Raw genomic sequence first — 15,750 nt, 5'->3', positions numbered from 1 at the left:
TAGCCAGAATGATTTATCGAATTTCATAATTCACCTGCCTACCCTTGTAGTGATCGATAGCTTTTTGACAACGCTTTTCTAAACTGACTTTATCAATACCGCATGTGTTATCTGTCATACGGTAAGCACCGAAAGCAATTATTGATATCGCAAGCAGCATAAAGAAAATTACAGCCACTATAGGCTTCCATGACATATAGCTGCCTCCGCTTCTCGACGATTTACAAGTCCACGCCATACCTTACCACCAGCGTAAACCCACTTTTTCAGTTCTTCACATGCGCCATATTGGTCACCTGCATTTAGCTTTTTGAGCATTGTTGACTTAGCAAATGCGCCGGTACCAACATTAAATGCAAATGAATACAGCGCGGCTTTGGTGTAATCATCAGTTGGCACCTTAACCAACTTATCTACCTGCTGTTTAGTGCGCTGAAAGTCTGACTCAAGCAATTCGTTACATTCATCTTTTGAGTAAACTTTATTAGGAATGATGTCCTTTCCTGTGTGGCCATAACAAACCGTCAGTACACCACCCACGTCTTCATAAGGCTCATATCTAACACCTTCAAAATGAGCAATCACTATTAAAGCGATAGCCGTAGCCCCTGCGCTGACAAGCACAGTTAGTTTTTGTTTGAGTGACATTAGATATCCTTAGGGGCTTTCGCCATAAGTTCGGCGGCTTTTCGTGCAGTAGCTGACGGGTTTAGAGGGTCGGTTTTATTAACGAGTTCTTCAAATAAACGTGTTCGCTTTCGTTGTTCCCGCCTATTCATGAAGAAAGTCGCCAAGCCTAGGATGATGCTGAACGCCATCCCGATAATAAAACCCCATTCATAAAGCGATAAGCTTGCAAAGAATGCTGTAAGCCCAGCACTACCGTAGGCTGCGTTGCTATATTTATCCATACGCATGATTTCACCCCCTACGGAGTGCCCGATATTTAGATAATAAAAAAGGCCACCGAAGTGACCTTTGTCATAAAATGATGATATTGATTATTAATTGAGTAGTTCTACAAATGATGCAAACCAACTGCAATGAGCGGTAACATAAGCTAGAACTGGCTTAGTTACTAAGATATAAGCAAGCACTGTCGAAACCAGCCCTACAACCAATATAACTCCTATAGCTCTGAATGCCCAACGTTGTATAGTCAGTCGGCTATCTATTGACTTAAAAACGCCATCAATATCATCTTTAATAAATGAATACTCTTTGTTTATTTGTTTTTTCTTGTGTACTAGCTCTTCACTTATAGCCTTAAGAGTTTGTTTTTGGTTGCATAACACCAAGAAAACTAAACAAATAAATATAAAACACCCTAATAAAATAAAAGTATTGGTTATTCCTTGCCCTTGCCATGTCGATGCTTCTTTAAACTGAGTCGCAACGATGATTGAGGCAACTGGAATGCCAAGTATGTGATTTTGGATATCTGAAAATGCTTTATGTATTTTCCCCATTTCTTCTACTTTAGCAGTACGCAGTTGATCCATGATCTTATCGTATGAGAATCCTGAAGCAAAAATCTTATACCCCTTTAAAAACTGCTCCTTAAGTTTTTGAAGGTTGTTCAGCATGTATTCAAATTTCTCCTGATCATCAATATCTTCAGTAATCGCTTGAATACTCTTAACTAAAATATCTAATTTTTGTTCTCTATGGGTATCTTCTTTAAAACATGACATTAAGTTTTCTAAAGATGCATTATCTAAGTCTCTTATAGTTTCATAAGAGTAGCGTGGAGAAAGTTTGAAAACCTCAGTGCCTAGAAAAATATATTGATATGTACTTTTGTCAAAATATGCAGAACCTTCCTCTAGCAGAGATAAAAAACTAATTACCATCCTATAGTTTTTTATCTCTTGCGGAACTTCCGTGTCTTTTTTTGCAAACTGAATATCAAAAATAAAATAGTTATCCAGCTCAGTACACTGATTTTTAGGAGCCTGTAGCATTTCCTTGACATTAAGGAAAAAACGCCCAAATGACATTCTTGGCAAGCCAATAGTTAAACGAAGCGTTTGTCCTATAACCAAATCCCCTGAATCAAGCATAATTCCATACTTTTGCTCGTCATCAAGTAACTGGGCTATAAAGTCGCAATCGGTTTGTTTTTCAAGCAAAAAAGAAACTGTCATTGAGTTATCAACAAACTCAATTCTTCTATATAGTTCTATAAGTTGCTCAAATGAAACTGAACCGCTCACCATTAAACCTCATCTAAGAATATCTTCCGGAGCTCGTCTGAAATATTTCTGAGGATAATTTCATTATTTTCTTCATTATATTCCACTGAGCCATCATTTATGCCAGCTCGGTCAAACTTCAATTCCCAATACTGTGATTTCCCTTTGAAGCTAACTAACCCTCGAATTACTCGACCATCAGGGATAAACCCATCGGATAACTCAAATTCTTCTGATGATAATTTGGCCGATAAAGTATCTGGATCCTGTGGCCATATCGCATTGACAAAAGTCTCTAAATTTAAAGGCTCATCAGCTTTACTCAGGTCTCTCAAATACTCAAAAGCTCTACCAAGAAAATTTTCTTTTTCTTCACCTTCAAGCTCCTGCTCAACAGCAAATGCCTGAAGAGCCTCTTTCAGCTTTTCAGACTCTTGTTTTGCTATTAAAACATCATTGCATCCCAAGAATCGCTTGAAATAATTTGAAACGGATGTCTGCCCTTTAAGAAAACTAATATAGCGTTCAGCTCCATTCTGCCAAGCGGTTATATCGATACGGCCAGCAACTCGTAACTTCGCAATATCTAAATATACACTATCTTCAATAATAAAATTATCAGTAATTGCTGAACCGGTTGTAGCATTTACCATGGCTATAAGTATATGTTCATGCTGCCCAATAACAATATGAGAAAACAGAACGTATCCTCCTGTTGCCATGGTCTCCTGTTGAGAGCGATCAACTAGATGATTCATCATGCGAACTGAAATTTGATAGAATGAATCAGGAGCATTTAAATAATCAGTAACAATCCTTTCCATTGGATAATTATCTGTATCTCCCTCAAAGTGACCATAACCTTTACCTGTTCTTCCTGAATAGCGCTCGCAGAGAGCATCAATCAACCTTTGCGATGCAGGAGTTACAGCGCTAATAGCAGGGCTAAGCGTTTGACTTGCATCACCATGCTGTTCTTTATTAAGAATATGAACAACTACATTTCTTACTTCGATTTCAATAGGTTCATCATTGGCCACATCGAATTCCTTTAATTTAAAACGTAATTAACCAATCGACTTATGTGGATTCAATCATCAATTCACATAACTCAAATTATTTCGTAGGTTACCACATAAAAAATAAAGGCAAACAAAGGCAGTTCAAAACTTAGCGCTATATCTAAAAAATAATTAATGTATTTATAGACATCCAGCACAAATAAAAACCCCGCCGTTGGCGAGGTTCATAAGCTAGTTGACCTTGATGTCAGTCTTATCACAATATCATCATTTTTACGTACGTAAAGCCTTTCATGTAATTTTTTCTACATATTTATCCATTTCAAGTAAGATATCGAGCATCATTAACATCCCATCTATTTGACCTTCTGCTTTTTGTAGCTTTTTACCTATATGTCCATCTGAACAATGCCTATCATAAGCGAGCTGCATAAACGTTTTGCCAAAAACATAGTAATCAAAAAGTAAGTCATGCATTTCGCTGTCTTTCTGATTTAATTTGGCCATACAGCTAGAAATAATCATGGCATCATCTTCACAGCATTGAGGGCGAGACTTAACTTTATTTGGTATTAGTCCACTGAATCCTGCCGCAACTGATGGCCAATAGACTGATTCACTATTATCAGCGACCCACGCGCCCCATCGTTCTAAAACCTGTTGTATATCACGCATTAAGCCGCCTCTCTCTGTTTCCGAATAAAAACACGTTCTCTTGCGTCACAACCTTGTGTGAGCATGTCGTTAAAATCGTTTAAGTCGGGCCATCTGACGCTTACTTTTTCAATATCATTGTTGGCCACTAGGTTTTTTCTGGCGCATTCATAAGCAGCCGCCTCGCCCGTTGCACTCCAATCGTTATCCGCAAAGACAATTAGATGCTTAACACCTTTTGGAGCGACAAATTTTGCCATATGGCCCGCATTCATTGTTGACCAAGTATTGACGCCATAGATTTGCTTACAGGAAAGTGCAGTTTCGATCCCTTCAGCAATTCCCAACGTTGAAGCTACGGGGAACATACGAATAGCGACGGAACTTGCATACTCTAAGTAGTTATCCTCCTGTAGCGCATCCATTCGTTTGACCAGAGATAGCCGCGCTTTTTTATCGCCTTCTAAATACGTCCTATGCAGGTAACAGAGCTGCCCTTTTGAGTCTGTTGCAAGCGCCCATATCGCTTGAAAGCTGTTAGGGTTATGTTTTACGGGTTGCTTATCACAAAATTTAACCTGTTCACTCGGCAGCTCATAGATACCGCGATTGTGTAGATATTTCGCTGCTGAGGTATCTTTCAGTGATTTTAGGTTTAAATAGCACTTGATGATCCGCTCTCTAAACCCTGCAATTGAGGTATCTTTAGTTTGTGGTTTAGGTGCTATATTTTCTCGATGATTGCCAAGAAGCGTGTCCACTTCATCAGCGAGAACTTTAAAACTCTTACCTTGTGTTTTTTCCAGTAATTGAAAGCCAGTACCCGAATCACAGGTGCAAATCCATGTACCTAGCCCATTTTTATCATCAATACGAAACTTGCCTTTTCTCTCACATAATGGACACTTGCCTTTAAAGTGTTTGCGCCCAGTTATAGGGGGTAGCCCGTAATGCGCAAAGATTTTTGCCCATTGTCCTTTTGCGGCTTCAATTGTATTCAAAGTAATGCTCCTTGCTGTGGTGTGTTATTTTTTAACTGACCTTTAATACGAGCGAACTGCTCTTTTGCTTTTTGCTGACCTTTTACGAAACGGATCCGCTTATGTTTAATAAAATTGCTAACCTCTGGTGTAATCTCTTGAGGAGTGCTGTGTAGCCCATAGGGGAATACACCGAACTTTTCTTTAAATGTGTGACCTACCCACCCGTCACTAATCGGCTTGCCTTCAACCGCTCTGACGTTTTGGTAATATTTAAGTTGGGAATAGAAACTTTGCTTTTCTTGCTGGGTGTAAACTTTTTCAGTCTTACCTAATTTTTTGATATTGCGTGTCGTATCGACTTCTACGTCTTCCCCGGCGAGTGGCTTAAATCCACATTTAGGGCAAACGTAAACACCTGCAGGCTTCATGTAGTGGCATGAGGTACATTCTTTCGGTTTCTTCTCGCGTTTTTCTTGCTCACGAAAACTATTAACCTCTTTCATGCCATCATTTTTGCTTGGCAATTCGTCATATTCGATATCATCAGGAAAGCCTAAGCGATGGACAGAACCGGAATGATCAAAGATGAGACATTTATCTTTGCCCGGCGCTTTACGTAATCCGCGACCAAGACACTGCACCCAGCGGATTTCTGATTTAGTAGGTCGGGCGTAAATGATGCAACGAACATCACTATCAAAACCTGCGACAAGCGTTCCGACATTAACAATGATCTTGGTTGCACCCTGTTCGAAACGGTGAATGATGACTCGACGTTCATCATGTGGCGTATCAGCTGTAATGACTTCCGCATTTACCCCTGATCGGTTAAAAGCAACAGTGACATAATTTGCATGGCTGACAGTGACGCAAAAACAGATCGTTGGTAGGTTTTCACCATTAGCCAGCCAGTTATCAACCACGTCGCCAACCAAATCCGCACCTGACATAATTTCAGCAATTTCAGCCTCTTTATAATCACTACCGAATTCCTCACTACGAACTGATTTCACTTTTGATAAATCTGGTTTTGTCGGTGCGTAAAATTCGTATTTACTTAGATCCCCACGCTGAATAAGCTCCTTCATCGTCGTAGGTTTAATCAGCCTTTCGTAATATTCACCAAGAAATGGGGAAAAAGGTGTTCCAGAAAGCCCGATTACTTTGAGGTCTGTATCACGAATGACTTCGAGTATTTTCTTTCGGCGTAAATGGGCCTCGTCGATGATGAGTAAATCAATGTTGTCAGGAAACTCACGACGAATAACCGTATCTGCTGAGGCAATTTGGATTAATTTTGTTGGGTCATAATTGGGATGATTGGCCCAAACAAATCCGATTTCTTCCATTGGTATGCCATATTCTTGAAAACGCTCAGATGTTTGGGCGATCAGGTTTGTATATGGCGCACAGAACATAACTCGCATATTGCGATTGATATAACCGTTTGTGATAAATGCGGCTAACCCTGTTTTACCACTCCCTGTTGGGCTATAAATCATAAACGTGCGGTTTTGCTTCCAGTGTTCACGCAACATAGCTAAACCGCGTTCCTGTGCAAAATTTGGCGTAATGTTTAACATCCGTTCCTCACTTGAATAATCTACCCTGCCAAGGACGAAGCCTTTGGAATATTTATCATTTAGCCATCTAAACGGCTGGTGGTATTTATAACCCCTATAGAGATCTATATTTAAGATCTAACTCCTTCCTTGGCAGTGCCTTCCCTAACACCCCTTTCAAAGATCACCCCCCTTACCCCCCTAGAAAGTTTTCCCCTCTTCCCCAGAAAACAGTCTAGACGGCTAAACGTCTTAACCCCTGAATACTCCCTTAATGAAATTACTGACCAACCAACAACGGCGCTGAGGTATAACCTTGCATTGCCTTCGAATAACGTCTCACGTACTGCCTTAGTCTTGAGTTCGCTTCATGTCTCGCTTTGTTGTCTTTGCGGTATGAAACTGGCTCTAATTCCCAATGCTCCTGATACACTTCGGAATAAGCCACCAGCGCCCTGTTTCTCGCACTCGGTGACAGCTGCAATAACATTTCCTGAATCCACTTAGCGTCATCAGGAAAGTAATGCTTAGGCATCGGTATGTTGTGTATCTGGTGCATAAAAATCACTGTTAGGCTTGTTAGGAAAAGGCTTAACCTCTTCTGCGCCGACAACTTCGCCACCAACTTTAATGACGAAAATTTTTCGATTAGTTTTTATCGCCTTATTAATCGCGCTTTGCTGAATACCAAACAGATCAGCAACTTTTTTTTGCCCCAGCATTGAAACTAATACTGACAATTCAATTTTTTCCATGAATGTCCCTCCTCAGACAATTATCACCGCTAATGATAAAATAATCAACACCTGCGGTGATTGTTTTTATTCCCAGAGGTGATATTATTGCCACATGAAAAAGAAACCGTTGACTGATGAACAGAAAGCAGATGCCATTCGCCTAAAATCTATTTTTGAATCTAAGAAAAAAGATCTAGGGCTTTCGCAAGAAATTCTTGGTGAAATGCTTGGAATGGGACAAAGCGGAGTAGCTCAATTGTTAAATGGTGTAAATGCCATCAATCATGAGCATGCAGCTAAGTTTGCTAAAATATTGGACGTCCCCGTTGAGGACATAAGCCCATTTCTAGCTAAAGAAATTCGGGAGGTTTATCAATCCGTCTTATCAAACTCAGAACAGATTATTAATACATACGAATACCCTTTGCTTTCAAAGGTACAAGCAGGTTCATTCACTGAAAATGAACATTCCTACACCAAAAAAGATGCAATTGCATGGATTCCTACAGCTAGAAAAGCAAGCGACAGCGCATTCTGGTTAGAGGTTGAAGGTCACTCGATGACAGCTCCACAAGGTGGACGCCCTAGCTTCCCTGAAGGGATGCTGATACTTGTTGATCCTGAAGAGCCTGTTGACGCGGGAGACTTCTGTATCGCTAGAATGAATGGCGATGAGTTCACATTTAAACGATTAATTCGAGATGCGGGCCGACCATACCTTGAACCACTGAACCCTAGATATGAACTAATACCCTGTGGAGTTGACTGCCATATTATTGGCAAAGTAGTTAAGTCCCAGTGGCCTGACGACACGTTTTAACTCCCCCAACACATCAAATCCCCAAGCCCGAGCGATAAATACGCCGGGCTTTTTTATTTTTTATCCCTTTCAAAATCAAATATATAACCTTTAGTGATGAAATAATATCACTTGCGGTGTTGACTTATTTATCACTAGTGGTAATACTAAAAGCACATCATAATTTTAAGGTTTAAAAAATGCCGACTATACATTATGCGTCAAATACCAACGTACTTAAACCTGATATCCGTACAGGTCTGTTTAAGTTCTGCTTCTTTGCCGTAAAGCGTAGTGATCCACAAGCCAAAGGAGAACGCAAAGAGGTTTATGCAGCTGATTTGAAATCAGCAAAATTACAACTTGTACGTGATTATGTTTTATCACTGGCATCACAAACACCTGTAGGAGCGTGACATGTCACACGAAATTAAATTAAGTGTCGCCGCAAAAAAAAGCGCCCAACTGAATGCAGTACTATTCCAGTTAAATAGCCAATTTGCAGGCGATCCAGTTATCGATAGTTTAATTGAATTGGCTTACGAACTATCCAACCCTGTAGCCGGTTGGTTAATTGAAGAAAATGCACAACGGGATAATGGACATGAATAAAACAGCCCCCCCCAAAGTACAAGTTAGTGAATGTATGGATGTGTTTAACCGAGTGAAAGCGTTTTTAATTGCCGCTCAATATCTAAATAGAGACAACAGTGAAAAACATATAGCCAATCAATTAATCGCTCAATGTGAAACTGAGGTCGATGATATTTTGGAGAAAGAATAGTGAATGACAATATTCAATTAAGAGATGCAGCTAACACTGAATTAACCTACGCAAAGGCCATTATTAATTTAATTTTAGATTCAGGATTTATTGATAATGAAAACACCCTAAATACTTTGGCTGTAGCCTTATTATCAGTGATTCGCGCCCATGAGTCATTAATTAAAATTAATCTTGGGAAGTGAAAATGAAAACTAGCGATACGATAAAAATAAAAGATTTCAAAAACTACTCAATCGAGCAACTTAGTGGAATTTCTATTAATAACGAAATGACATCAGAAGCATTAATTGAAGGTGTCGGAGCAATTGGTACCTTATTGTTTGACTCTTCATGTAGTGACAATGACCCTTTATCAAAAGACGTTCTATGTAAAATAGGTTTATTGATTCAAGAGTCAATTATTATTGCTAAAGCATTAGATGATAATGTTTATTATTCTAGTGAGGAAATTAAACGGCGTTCTGCCCCCCCCAATCAAAATAGTAAGTTATCAGAAAATAAATTACATGGTGCTATTGGGGATATTAATAATGTCGAGCTTTCTCTGCATCAACTTAAAAGTGACATATACGAAAATGAACCAGATACCCCAACGCTATATGCACAATTAGATTTAATGGCAAATACATTAAGTAAAACACTCAATAGTTTAGACACTCTTATTAAGGAAAATTAAAATGACAAACAAAGCAAAGCCTATAGAAATAACAACAGGTCACGACATTCAGGTCATTACTCGTGAGGTTTATTTTGTTCAGCCGTGCAATAAAAGCTATTTCACTGAAGATGCAGCTATCAATAAATATGCACACATCCTTGCTAGTGATGAATTTAGTAAGCTAGGCAAGCCAACTAACGAGCCAGACATTAAAACACAGTTGCCTGGTGGTACTCATGCCTTTAAGCGCGGTGCAATGCTGCCAGAGTATATAGATAGGCAAGCTGAAATATATCGAGATTTAAAACAAAAGCTTAAAAAAGAAAAACATATTTTACAGTTAGAAAAGGAATGGCAGAAAGCAAACACCAAATTCGAAGAAGCAAAGGAAGATGCGGCAATAAAATACGGCAGACTTCAAGAAGCAATAACCAATAAATAATTAAAAAAACAAATTTAAATTCAAATCAGCGTCAATGCTGAGGGAATCCCCTTATCTAAATTCAGGAATAAGAAAATGGAAAAATTAACTTTATTAGACAAAAGAAGAAAACATTTTATTGATGCAATCTTTGATTATCTAAAAAGTAAAAAGAAAGCATCAACATTCGAGCGAACTGTCGATGGTATTAAATACCGAGTTGATTTAGATACTGAGGTATTAAAACAATCATTAATCAACTTATACGAAAATAACATTTGCCGTAAAGAAGCAGGAGCAACCGACCAGCAAATAATTGAAGTCTACGATAGTTTTTACAATAAACACGGAAAGCTAACTGATGAAGGCAAAGAGTTCATTAGTGATATTACTTTGCTCATTGCTGAACATTTACATCAAAAGGAAATGAATAAATGAAGCCAAGTTATTTAAGTGTTGCACAACAGGCAGCAAAGGCAGAACAAGCCGGTGATTATTTAGAAGCATCCATATTGTGGGGGCAGGCTAAATATTTAGCCAGAACAGAAAAAGACTTGCGGTGGGCTGAATATCGAATAGAGCACAACTCACTGCGTAATTCTTTATTAACTCGCGCAATTGAATATGAAGAACAACAAAAAGAACGTAATAAAAAAGCAAGGGAAAAAATTAAAAGTAAAAAAGAAGCTGAATTACTGGAAGCCAATATTAATAAAACTTCGGAGGTGAGCTGTGAGTAACTTTGAACATTATATGAATACTGGCAAGTCACTTGAAGATAGAAGGTTATATCGACGTGCCGCTGAGCAATATAACAAAGCTTTTTACATTGCCAAACCGCCAGTAAATGGCGCGTTAAGTGATCAACAGAAAATAAGTAGTCAAGCAACTGACCGTTGTTTATCTAAAGCAAAAATTAAAGTGACGGAGAGTTATTTATGAGCAAAAGAAAACGCAGCAGAACTCAGCAAGGTGTTGCAGGCATGACAATTGCCCAAGGGCTTAGTTTAGAAAGAAATGAAGTTAAAGATTATGCCAATGTCTGCAAACACCTATCCCAATTTGAAAGAAACGGCGATGACATTCGAATGCCACTAAATAGACAACAGCGCCGATTAGCCAAGAAGTTAAAAATTGATATTAAGAAGGTTTAATTATGAGCGAATTAATTACACAAAATCACCAACCAATGATGGGCAGTCAAGAGATTGCGAAACTTACAAGTAAAAAACACACGCACGTCATAAGAGATATATGGGTGATGCTTGAGCAGCTCTATAGCATTAAAAAAGATGAACCAAATTTGGGTCATTATAAAAATCAAGAAATTACATTGATTGAAGGTGTAATTGCTGTCATTGACTCCCGTAGTTATATATCTGAAATCAAGCTAGACCGTCGACATACTGAAATTCTTATTTCGGGCTATGACGTAGTTCGCCGTGCGGCAATTATTGACCGTTGGCACGCTCTGGAAACTGGGCAAGCGAAACCTGCAGCTACCCAGCCAGTACTTAGCAAAATGGAAATTCTTCAAATGGCTATGGAGTCAGAGGCGGGTCGCATTGCTGAAAAAGAGCGAGCAGACATCGCCGAGCGCACCAAGTCACAAATTAGTCGCAGCCGAGAAGCTTCCGCACTTGGAAAGTTAAGCGCCGCCACTCGCCAAAATCGCCAGCTATCAGAACGACTAGGTGAGAGTGTAAAACACGCAACTATTACCGCAGTACAGAATGCAACTGGCATCAAGCATAGCCCTTACCCAATGCGCAAGTGGTGCAAAGAGCGAGGGATTGAGGTTGAGATAGTACCCGACCCTCGGTTCGGTAGTGTTAAGTCATGGCCCGCTGAAGCTTGGCTAGAAATTCATGATGTTGATCTTAAAAAATTATTCGGTTCAAAGTAAGGGGATAAAAATGGAAATGACAAGCTACCAAGTGACTTATCTAGGTGATTACCCTTGCGGACACCGCCACACACTATCGATGGAAATTAAAGCGATAGGCGTTTCTGATGCCATCGAAAAATCAAAAGAAATTCTTAGCGACAATGATATCAAATCAACCAACCACACCCTTTATTCAGTAGTTCCGGTTGGTTTTGGTATGGGCACTTTAGCAGAAATTAATCTATGCCCACCAAGAGGCCAAATTAAGCTACTGCCTTGCCCGTTCTGCGGCAATGACGAAGTTGAACTGAATTATTCCAATTGGGATGGTGAGGATTTGTTTGTGATCCATTGCGATTGCTGTGGCGCCAAACAACCCGAAGATTATCAAGATACAGCAGTTCTCGTCTGGAACCAGCGTGAAGCATTGCCAACAACGGAGGCTAAATAATGGCTTATTTTACTGATGCAGGTAATGGCGTTATTGCCGACGATGGCACTTTGATTTCTTATTCTGACGCAGTTAAGGCGCTTGAATGTGGTCACTACGATAAGGAGTTACTAAAAGGCCTGTATTTGGCTGCTGCTGTGGTGGGCAAGTTAGCTGATGAACCAGACACCCTAACACCTGAACAACGCGTTTCAGTTTGGCGCTGGGTGGTAGTGGCTTGCTTTATCCGCGAACAACAAGAGAAAAACGGCACTATTGAGGTGCCAAATGGTAGCGGCGGCATTGATTTAGCGACCATCTATAGCAATGGCAAATCGTCACTGAGTATTTACCCTGCTCCTCTGCGTCTTGCTCTAAGTGAAAACTTAGAACGGATCATGGTTGAAACGGTCGGGAAAGCATTATGGGCTGACTTTACTGTCCGAGTGTATATCGATTTTCTTGATATCTCACTAGAACACGGTCCTCGTCTATCAGCCAAAGGACGCGAAGGTCTTTGCATTCTTCACGATGATTATATCCGTGCACTGGAATCAGAAGGTGGTTTCCCTGCAATGCCAACCATGCACTAAGGACGGTAAAAAATGAAAATTGAATATATCGCCATGGGCAACACAGCAAAGATAACCATTTTATCTTTTGTTACAGAGCGTCGATTGTTAAATCAGCTGATAGATAAAGCCTTGCTAAGCGCACCAGTCCATGAAGCGTCTACAGGTTTCTTTTTTCGAGTAACAACGATTTACGGTAAGGCTAACCATGTATTACATGCCTACAAAATTATTAGCAAGGAGGCTAACAAGTGATTGAACAAAACAACACTGACCATGAAATGGTTGATTACGACGATGTGATAGTTCGGGTTACTCACTATGTGGATGATGGTTGCGATTGGACGGCTCGAATTATTCACGGGATCAGACAACGCTGTTATATCAGGATGGGTATATACCCTCCTCTACCACCAGCACCACAAGTTGTTGAACCAAAATTAATTCCGATCACCAAAAAGAAAAAACGAGCAAGGAAGGTGAGTGATGAGCAAAATTGAGAACCCTGTTGTTTTAGTGAACATACATAAAAATCATGAAAATAGCGTAGCGGTTCACGTTACTAACGGATCTAATGATTGGCGAGACGTCCGCAAAGGTTGCATTGCTGACCTAGACGAAGTTCATCCTGATGATGCTATGGATAGGTTACCACTTGAGGTTTTGTATTACACCGCTATGGCCCTCGAGGAGGAAAGAGCCAGAAATGTAAATCTCAAGCACCTCATTGAGCTCGCCACTCTGGCATTAGAACAGTTACTTGAGCGATATAATGAAGGCGTTTTAGTGCCAACGATAGGATGTTGTCCACCAGAAATTAACTCTGCTCATGACGTATTGGTCGAACTACGAGGTGAAGCTAATGACAACGCTTGATTTCAATCTCGTCAGCATCATTAAAAATACAGGTGGTGATCCGGGTGATGTAACTGAGGCTGTTTGGGATGCTGGTTATCAGAGAATGAATTTCACCACTGAGGAAATCATTCAAATGACCACCAGCCAGATAGCCGATTGTGTTTATTATGGCGTCCCGCAAAATGTATGGCCAAAAACAGTTGAAGACCTCAGCTATGGAAACCTAAACGCCATTATCGATGATGCTATGTGGCTAGGAACTCCAGCTGAAGTTGCAGCGGCAATATTGAAGAATGGATATGTGAAGGGAGGTGATAAGTGACCCTTGATAATGCATATATGACCACTAAAGATGTATGTGAACATCTACGAATTTCTTCAAGAACGCTAGACAGAAGAAGAAAGCGTGCAGTATTACCATTTCCCGAACCTGACTGTAGCTATCAAGGATCTGAAAATAGATGGTTTAAATATAAAGTTTTAGAATGGCAAACGAAAGATTCGGAACTAAGTAAAGCGAGCCACAAATGAAAATAACGCCCCTAACTTGGGGCGAATTTCGTTATTAACTCCAATTTATCCCACCACTTTTTATAAGTCTCTCTCATCTCATTCATATAGCTGTATTTATCATAAACACCCCATACCCCGGGTAATTTATGACCTAGCATTGTTTCTGCGACATGAGGCGCGGTTAATTCTGAGAAATTCGTTCTAGCGGTACGTCTTAGGTCATGCATAGAAAAATGAGGGATGATTACATCATAACTTCTTTTGCAGTATCGAATAAGATTTTTAGGAAATGATAGGTGAAAATTAAAAGATATAACATCCGTTCCTGAGTTAAAAATTACTTCACTATCAGCTAACTCGATAAGCCTTTGTATAGCAGGAACAGAGTCTTCTATTATTGGTCTTATTAATGGCATTCCTGTTGAGCCTCCTGTCTTGTGGTTCTCTGCAGGAACTACCCATATCATTTTATTGAAGTCAAAATCGCTTTTTTTGGCTAATCGAAGCTCACCAACACGACAACCATAGTAAAGGCATAAAAACACAAACAAAGCGTTTTTCTCTTCCATTCTTGATTCTTTGCTAGCTTTTAAAATGTAGTAAATTTCTGAGTCGTCTAACGTGCGTGAACCTTGCCCCTTTTTAACACCGAAATCTTTAGGGCTAAGATTTAATAGCGGGTTTAGAGCTATCATGTTCCGCTTTCTAGCCCACTCATAACATTCAGCTGAGTTATTTAAAATGCGCTTCGTGATTTCTGAGTACTTTTTAGACATTCCATCTAAATAAGAAACCCATATTTTTGTAGTTAACTGCTCTGGTGAATACTTACCTAACTTAGGGAATACGTGTATTTCAAAAGTTCTCAATACATTCACTGAACTTACCTTCCCTTCAAAATGCATCTCATGCCACTGTCGATATAAGTCTTCAAATGAGCTATTCTGATTGATAGTTTCAATTTCCAAGGACTGAACCAGTTTTGGGTTTTGCCCCTCACTTAGAACCTTTGACCAGTGCAAAACCTTAGATCTGGCTTCTTTGAGTGACATTACAGGGTATTTCCCAATAGTCATCTTATCCTGCTTACCTAGAAATCGGTATCGATAGAAAAAAGACACCACGCCATTTTTAGAAATGCGCACCCACAAACCGTCACGATCTGATTTTTCGATAACCGATGATTGTTTTTTGCCCTGATTTGTTCGCAAAAATGTATCTGTTATTGCCATTGTTGCCCCATTTTTACAATTGTCATCCAGTTTTGATGGACACACTGGTGGACACATTAAGTATGTCTTATGGTGGCTTAACCTGTCTTAACTTGTCAATGGGGATTTTATTAAATCATTAAATAACAAATACTTGTACAAATAAGATGACTAAGGTTGTCTTTTGCTGTCATAGGTGTAAATGTCACCATTGATGATAACGGTAAACCGACGCCATTATTTGAGTCATAAGCTTTTTTAAACCATCAACAGGTCGTTTTTTATCATCTTGTTAAGGTGTGTATTCGGTAAGTTCCAATTCACACCTATCTAATAGAATATGTGTCACGCCTTATTTTATTTACTTTCTTCACCTTAGATGTGTTTTATGTCGATAATTTATTAATATTAAATGCTTTTAAAAATAATCGTCTAAAACCCAACTTATCAATTAATATTT

29 protein-coding genes are annotated in these 15,750 nt (G+C 39.4%); 19 read left to right on the top strand and 10 right to left on the bottom strand.

The window, feature by feature from the left end:
* Positions 1-13 precede the first annotated feature (13 nt).
* The 9 genes from M0M83_RS07605 to M0M83_RS07560 all read right to left on the bottom strand — a co-directional run bounded on the left by M0M83_RS07605 (position 14) and on the right by M0M83_RS07560 (position 7,171).
* Positions 14-196 (bottom strand): hypothetical protein, encoded by a 183-nt coding sequence (locus M0M83_RS07605; RefSeq protein WP_248468089.1) that lies wholly within the window; start codon positions 194-196, stop codon positions 14-16.
* Positions 178-648: a lysozyme gene (locus M0M83_RS07600; protein ID WP_248468087.1), complete on the bottom strand. Its 471-nt coding sequence runs from the start codon at positions 646-648 to the stop codon at positions 178-180. The genes M0M83_RS07605 and M0M83_RS07600 overlap by 19 nt, the downstream gene beginning before the upstream one ends.
* A complete protein-coding gene (locus M0M83_RS07595; protein ID WP_004918813.1) occupies positions 648-917 on the bottom strand; it encodes an HP1 family phage holin in 270 nt (89 codons plus the stop codon). Before M0M83_RS07595 ends, M0M83_RS07600 begins: the two co-directional genes overlap by 1 nt.
* Before the next feature lie 87 nt (positions 918-1,004).
* The gene (locus M0M83_RS07590; protein WP_248468085.1) at positions 1,005-2,219 is read right to left on the bottom strand and encodes a hypothetical protein; all 1,215 of its coding nucleotides are present in this window, start codon (positions 2,217-2,219) and stop codon (positions 1,005-1,007) included.
* A complete protein-coding gene (locus M0M83_RS07585) occupies positions 2,219-3,235 on the bottom strand; it encodes a nucleoid-associated protein (protein ID WP_248468083.1) in 1,017 nt (338 codons plus the stop codon). The genes M0M83_RS07590 and M0M83_RS07585 overlap by 1 nt, the downstream gene beginning before the upstream one ends.
* A 273-nt stretch (positions 3,236-3,508) precedes the next feature.
* On the bottom strand, positions 3,509-3,892 hold the full coding sequence (locus M0M83_RS07580; RefSeq protein WP_248468081.1) for an antiterminator Q family protein: 384 nt from the start codon (positions 3,890-3,892) through the stop codon (positions 3,509-3,511).
* On the bottom strand, positions 3,892-4,872 hold the full coding sequence (locus tag M0M83_RS07575; RefSeq protein WP_248468079.1) for a DUF7146 domain-containing protein: 981 nt from the start codon (positions 4,870-4,872) through the stop codon (positions 3,892-3,894). The genes M0M83_RS07580 and M0M83_RS07575 overlap by 1 nt, the downstream gene beginning before the upstream one ends.
* Complete coding sequence (locus M0M83_RS07570) at positions 4,869-6,437, bottom strand: DEAD/DEAH box helicase (RefSeq protein ID WP_248468077.1); 1,569 nt, start codon at positions 6,435-6,437, stop codon at positions 4,869-4,871. The genes M0M83_RS07575 and M0M83_RS07570 overlap by 4 nt, the downstream gene beginning before the upstream one ends.
* Positions 6,438-6,943: 506 nt before the next feature.
* Positions 6,944-7,171 carry a Cro/CI family transcriptional regulator gene (locus M0M83_RS07560; RefSeq protein WP_423811133.1) on the bottom strand — a complete coding sequence of 76 codons (228 nt, stop codon included), beginning with the start codon at positions 7,169-7,171 and terminating at the stop codon, positions 6,944-6,946.
* 94 nt (positions 7,172-7,265) lie between these two features.
* Between M0M83_RS07560 and M0M83_RS07555 the strand changes: the two genes are divergently transcribed.
* The 19 genes from M0M83_RS07555 to xis all read left to right on the top strand — a co-directional run bounded on the left by M0M83_RS07555 (position 7,266) and on the right by xis (position 14,097).
* The gene (locus M0M83_RS07555) at positions 7,266-7,973 is read left to right on the top strand and encodes a LexA family protein (protein WP_154633106.1); all 708 of its coding nucleotides are present in this window, start codon (positions 7,266-7,268) and stop codon (positions 7,971-7,973) included.
* A 179-nt stretch (positions 7,974-8,152) separates the two neighbouring features.
* Positions 8,153-8,368, top strand: coding sequence for a host cell division inhibitor Icd-like protein (locus M0M83_RS07550; RefSeq protein ID WP_248468075.1), 216 nt, complete (start codon positions 8,153-8,155; stop codon positions 8,366-8,368).
* Position 8,369: 1 nt separating this feature from the next.
* A complete protein-coding gene (locus M0M83_RS07545) occupies positions 8,370-8,564 on the top strand; it encodes a hypothetical protein (RefSeq protein WP_248468073.1) in 195 nt (64 codons plus the stop codon).
* The gene (locus M0M83_RS07540) at positions 8,557-8,736 is read left to right on the top strand and encodes a hypothetical protein (protein WP_248468071.1); all 180 of its coding nucleotides are present in this window, start codon (positions 8,557-8,559) and stop codon (positions 8,734-8,736) included. Before M0M83_RS07545 ends, M0M83_RS07540 begins: the two co-directional genes overlap by 8 nt.
* Positions 8,736-8,921, top strand: a complete 186-nt coding sequence (locus M0M83_RS07535; RefSeq protein ID WP_154633109.1) for a hypothetical protein — start codon at positions 8,736-8,738, stop codon at positions 8,919-8,921. The genes M0M83_RS07540 and M0M83_RS07535 overlap by 1 nt, the downstream gene beginning before the upstream one ends.
* Before the next feature lie 2 nt (positions 8,922-8,923).
* A complete protein-coding gene (locus M0M83_RS07530) occupies positions 8,924-9,415 on the top strand; it encodes a hypothetical protein (protein WP_248468069.1) in 492 nt (163 codons plus the stop codon).
* A 1-nt stretch (position 9,416) separates the two neighbouring features.
* Positions 9,417-9,839 (top strand): hypothetical protein, encoded by a 423-nt coding sequence (locus M0M83_RS07525; RefSeq protein WP_248468067.1) that lies wholly within the window; start codon positions 9,417-9,419, stop codon positions 9,837-9,839.
* Positions 9,840-9,914: 75 nt separating this feature from the next.
* Entirely contained in the window at positions 9,915-10,256 is a 342-nt protein-coding gene (locus M0M83_RS07520; RefSeq protein WP_248468065.1) for a hypothetical protein, read from the top strand.
* The gene (locus tag M0M83_RS07515; protein WP_248468064.1) at positions 10,253-10,558 is read left to right on the top strand and encodes an ANR family transcriptional regulator; all 306 of its coding nucleotides are present in this window, start codon (positions 10,253-10,255) and stop codon (positions 10,556-10,558) included. Before M0M83_RS07520 ends, M0M83_RS07515 begins: the two co-directional genes overlap by 4 nt.
* Positions 10,551-10,760 (top strand): hypothetical protein, encoded by a 210-nt coding sequence (locus M0M83_RS07510; RefSeq protein WP_248468063.1) that lies wholly within the window; start codon positions 10,551-10,553, stop codon positions 10,758-10,760. Before M0M83_RS07515 ends, M0M83_RS07510 begins: the two co-directional genes overlap by 8 nt.
* On the top strand, positions 10,757-10,972 hold the full coding sequence (locus M0M83_RS07505; protein WP_248468062.1) for a hypothetical protein: 216 nt from the start codon (positions 10,757-10,759) through the stop codon (positions 10,970-10,972). The genes M0M83_RS07510 and M0M83_RS07505 overlap by 4 nt, the downstream gene beginning before the upstream one ends.
* Positions 10,973-10,974: 2 nt before the next feature.
* Entirely contained in the window at positions 10,975-11,724 is a 750-nt protein-coding gene (locus M0M83_RS07500) for a Rha family transcriptional regulator (RefSeq protein WP_248468061.1), read from the top strand.
* 10 nt (positions 11,725-11,734) lie between these two features.
* Positions 11,735-12,157 (top strand): Lar family restriction alleviation protein, encoded by a 423-nt coding sequence (locus M0M83_RS07495; RefSeq protein WP_248468060.1) that lies wholly within the window; start codon positions 11,735-11,737, stop codon positions 12,155-12,157.
* Positions 12,157-12,729, top strand: a complete 573-nt coding sequence (locus M0M83_RS07490; RefSeq protein WP_248468059.1) for a hypothetical protein — start codon at positions 12,157-12,159, stop codon at positions 12,727-12,729. Before M0M83_RS07495 ends, M0M83_RS07490 begins: the two co-directional genes overlap by 1 nt.
* 12 nt (positions 12,730-12,741) lie before the next feature.
* Positions 12,742-12,963, top strand: coding sequence for a hypothetical protein (locus M0M83_RS07485; RefSeq protein WP_248468057.1), 222 nt, complete (start codon positions 12,742-12,744; stop codon positions 12,961-12,963).
* Positions 12,960-13,208, top strand: a complete 249-nt coding sequence (locus M0M83_RS21755) for a hypothetical protein (RefSeq protein WP_248468056.1) — start codon at positions 12,960-12,962, stop codon at positions 13,206-13,208. The genes M0M83_RS07485 and M0M83_RS21755 overlap by 4 nt, the downstream gene beginning before the upstream one ends.
* Complete coding sequence (locus M0M83_RS07475; RefSeq protein ID WP_248468055.1) at positions 13,195-13,584, top strand: hypothetical protein; 390 nt, start codon at positions 13,195-13,197, stop codon at positions 13,582-13,584. Before M0M83_RS21755 ends, M0M83_RS07475 begins: the two co-directional genes overlap by 14 nt.
* On the top strand, positions 13,571-13,888 hold the full coding sequence (locus M0M83_RS07470) for a hypothetical protein (RefSeq protein ID WP_248468054.1): 318 nt from the start codon (positions 13,571-13,573) through the stop codon (positions 13,886-13,888). Before M0M83_RS07475 ends, M0M83_RS07470 begins: the two co-directional genes overlap by 14 nt.
* Before the next feature lie 17 nt (positions 13,889-13,905).
* Positions 13,906-14,097 carry an excisionase Xis gene (gene xis / locus M0M83_RS07465; RefSeq protein ID WP_248468428.1) on the top strand — a complete coding sequence of 64 codons (192 nt, stop codon included), beginning with the start codon at positions 13,906-13,908 and terminating at the stop codon, positions 14,095-14,097.
* 11 nt (positions 14,098-14,108) lie between these two features.
* On the opposite strand, the gene M0M83_RS07460 is transcribed toward xis, so the two are convergent.
* Entirely contained in the window at positions 14,109-15,311 is a 1,203-nt protein-coding gene (locus M0M83_RS07460) for a tyrosine-type recombinase/integrase (RefSeq protein WP_248468053.1), read from the bottom strand.
* Positions 15,312-15,750 lie beyond the last annotated feature (439 nt).

The sequence above is a fragment of the Providencia rettgeri genome, from assembly GCF_023205015.1.
GTDB lineage: Bacteria > Pseudomonadota > Gammaproteobacteria > Enterobacterales > Enterobacteriaceae > Providencia > Providencia rettgeri_E.
Note: the sequence above shows the minus strand (reverse complement) of the source record. Positions and strands in the feature narration are given on the sequence as shown.

Coding starts and splice junctions, on each gene's coding strand:
- M0M83_RS07605 (WP_248468089.1), bottom strand. CDS start 196: ATGTCATGGAAGCCTATAGTGGCTGTAATTTTCTTTATGCTGCTTGCG.
- M0M83_RS07600 (WP_248468087.1), bottom strand. CDS start 648: ATGTCACTCAAACAAAAACTAACTGTGCTTGTCAGCGCAGGGGCTACG.
- M0M83_RS07595 (WP_004918813.1), bottom strand. CDS start 917: ATGCGTATGGATAAATATAGCAACGCAGCCTACGGTAGTGCTGGGCTT.
- M0M83_RS07590 (WP_248468085.1), bottom strand. CDS start 2,219: ATGGTGAGCGGTTCAGTTTCATTTGAGCAACTTATAGAACTATATAGA.
- M0M83_RS07580 (WP_248468081.1), bottom strand. CDS start 3,892: ATGCGTGATATACAACAGGTTTTAGAACGATGGGGCGCGTGGGTCGCT.
- M0M83_RS07570 (WP_248468077.1), bottom strand. CDS start 6,437: ATGTTAAACATTACGCCAAATTTTGCACAGGAACGCGGTTTAGCTATG.
- M0M83_RS07560 (WP_423811133.1), bottom strand. CDS start 7,171: ATGGAAAAAATTGAATTGTCAGTATTAGTTTCAATGCTGGGGCAAAAA.
- M0M83_RS07555 (WP_154633106.1), top strand. CDS start 7,266: ATGAAAAAGAAACCGTTGACTGATGAACAGAAAGCAGATGCCATTCGC.
- M0M83_RS07550 (WP_248468075.1), top strand. CDS start 8,153: ATGCCGACTATACATTATGCGTCAAATACCAACGTACTTAAACCTGAT.
- M0M83_RS07545 (WP_248468073.1), top strand. CDS start 8,370: ATGTCACACGAAATTAAATTAAGTGTCGCCGCAAAAAAAAGCGCCCAA.
- M0M83_RS07540 (WP_248468071.1), top strand. CDS start 8,557: ATGAATAAAACAGCCCCCCCCAAAGTACAAGTTAGTGAATGTATGGAT.
- M0M83_RS07530 (WP_248468069.1), top strand. CDS start 8,924: ATGAAAACTAGCGATACGATAAAAATAAAAGATTTCAAAAACTACTCA.
- M0M83_RS07525 (WP_248468067.1), top strand. CDS start 9,417: ATGACAAACAAAGCAAAGCCTATAGAAATAACAACAGGTCACGACATT.
- M0M83_RS07520 (WP_248468065.1), top strand. CDS start 9,915: ATGGAAAAATTAACTTTATTAGACAAAAGAAGAAAACATTTTATTGAT.
- M0M83_RS07515 (WP_248468064.1), top strand. CDS start 10,253: ATGAAGCCAAGTTATTTAAGTGTTGCACAACAGGCAGCAAAGGCAGAA.
- M0M83_RS07505 (WP_248468062.1), top strand. CDS start 10,757: ATGAGCAAAAGAAAACGCAGCAGAACTCAGCAAGGTGTTGCAGGCATG.
- M0M83_RS07500 (WP_248468061.1), top strand. CDS start 10,975: ATGAGCGAATTAATTACACAAAATCACCAACCAATGATGGGCAGTCAA.
- M0M83_RS07495 (WP_248468060.1), top strand. CDS start 11,735: ATGGAAATGACAAGCTACCAAGTGACTTATCTAGGTGATTACCCTTGC.
- M0M83_RS07490 (WP_248468059.1), top strand. CDS start 12,157: ATGGCTTATTTTACTGATGCAGGTAATGGCGTTATTGCCGACGATGGC.
- M0M83_RS07485 (WP_248468057.1), top strand. CDS start 12,742: ATGAAAATTGAATATATCGCCATGGGCAACACAGCAAAGATAACCATT.
- M0M83_RS07475 (WP_248468055.1), top strand. CDS start 13,195: ATGAGCAAAATTGAGAACCCTGTTGTTTTAGTGAACATACATAAAAAT.
- M0M83_RS07470 (WP_248468054.1), top strand. CDS start 13,571: ATGACAACGCTTGATTTCAATCTCGTCAGCATCATTAAAAATACAGGT.
- xis (WP_248468428.1), top strand. CDS start 13,906: ATGACCACTAAAGATGTATGTGAACATCTACGAATTTCTTCAAGAACG.
- M0M83_RS07460 (WP_248468053.1), bottom strand. CDS start 15,311: ATGGCAATAACAGATACATTTTTGCGAACAAATCAGGGCAAAAAACAA.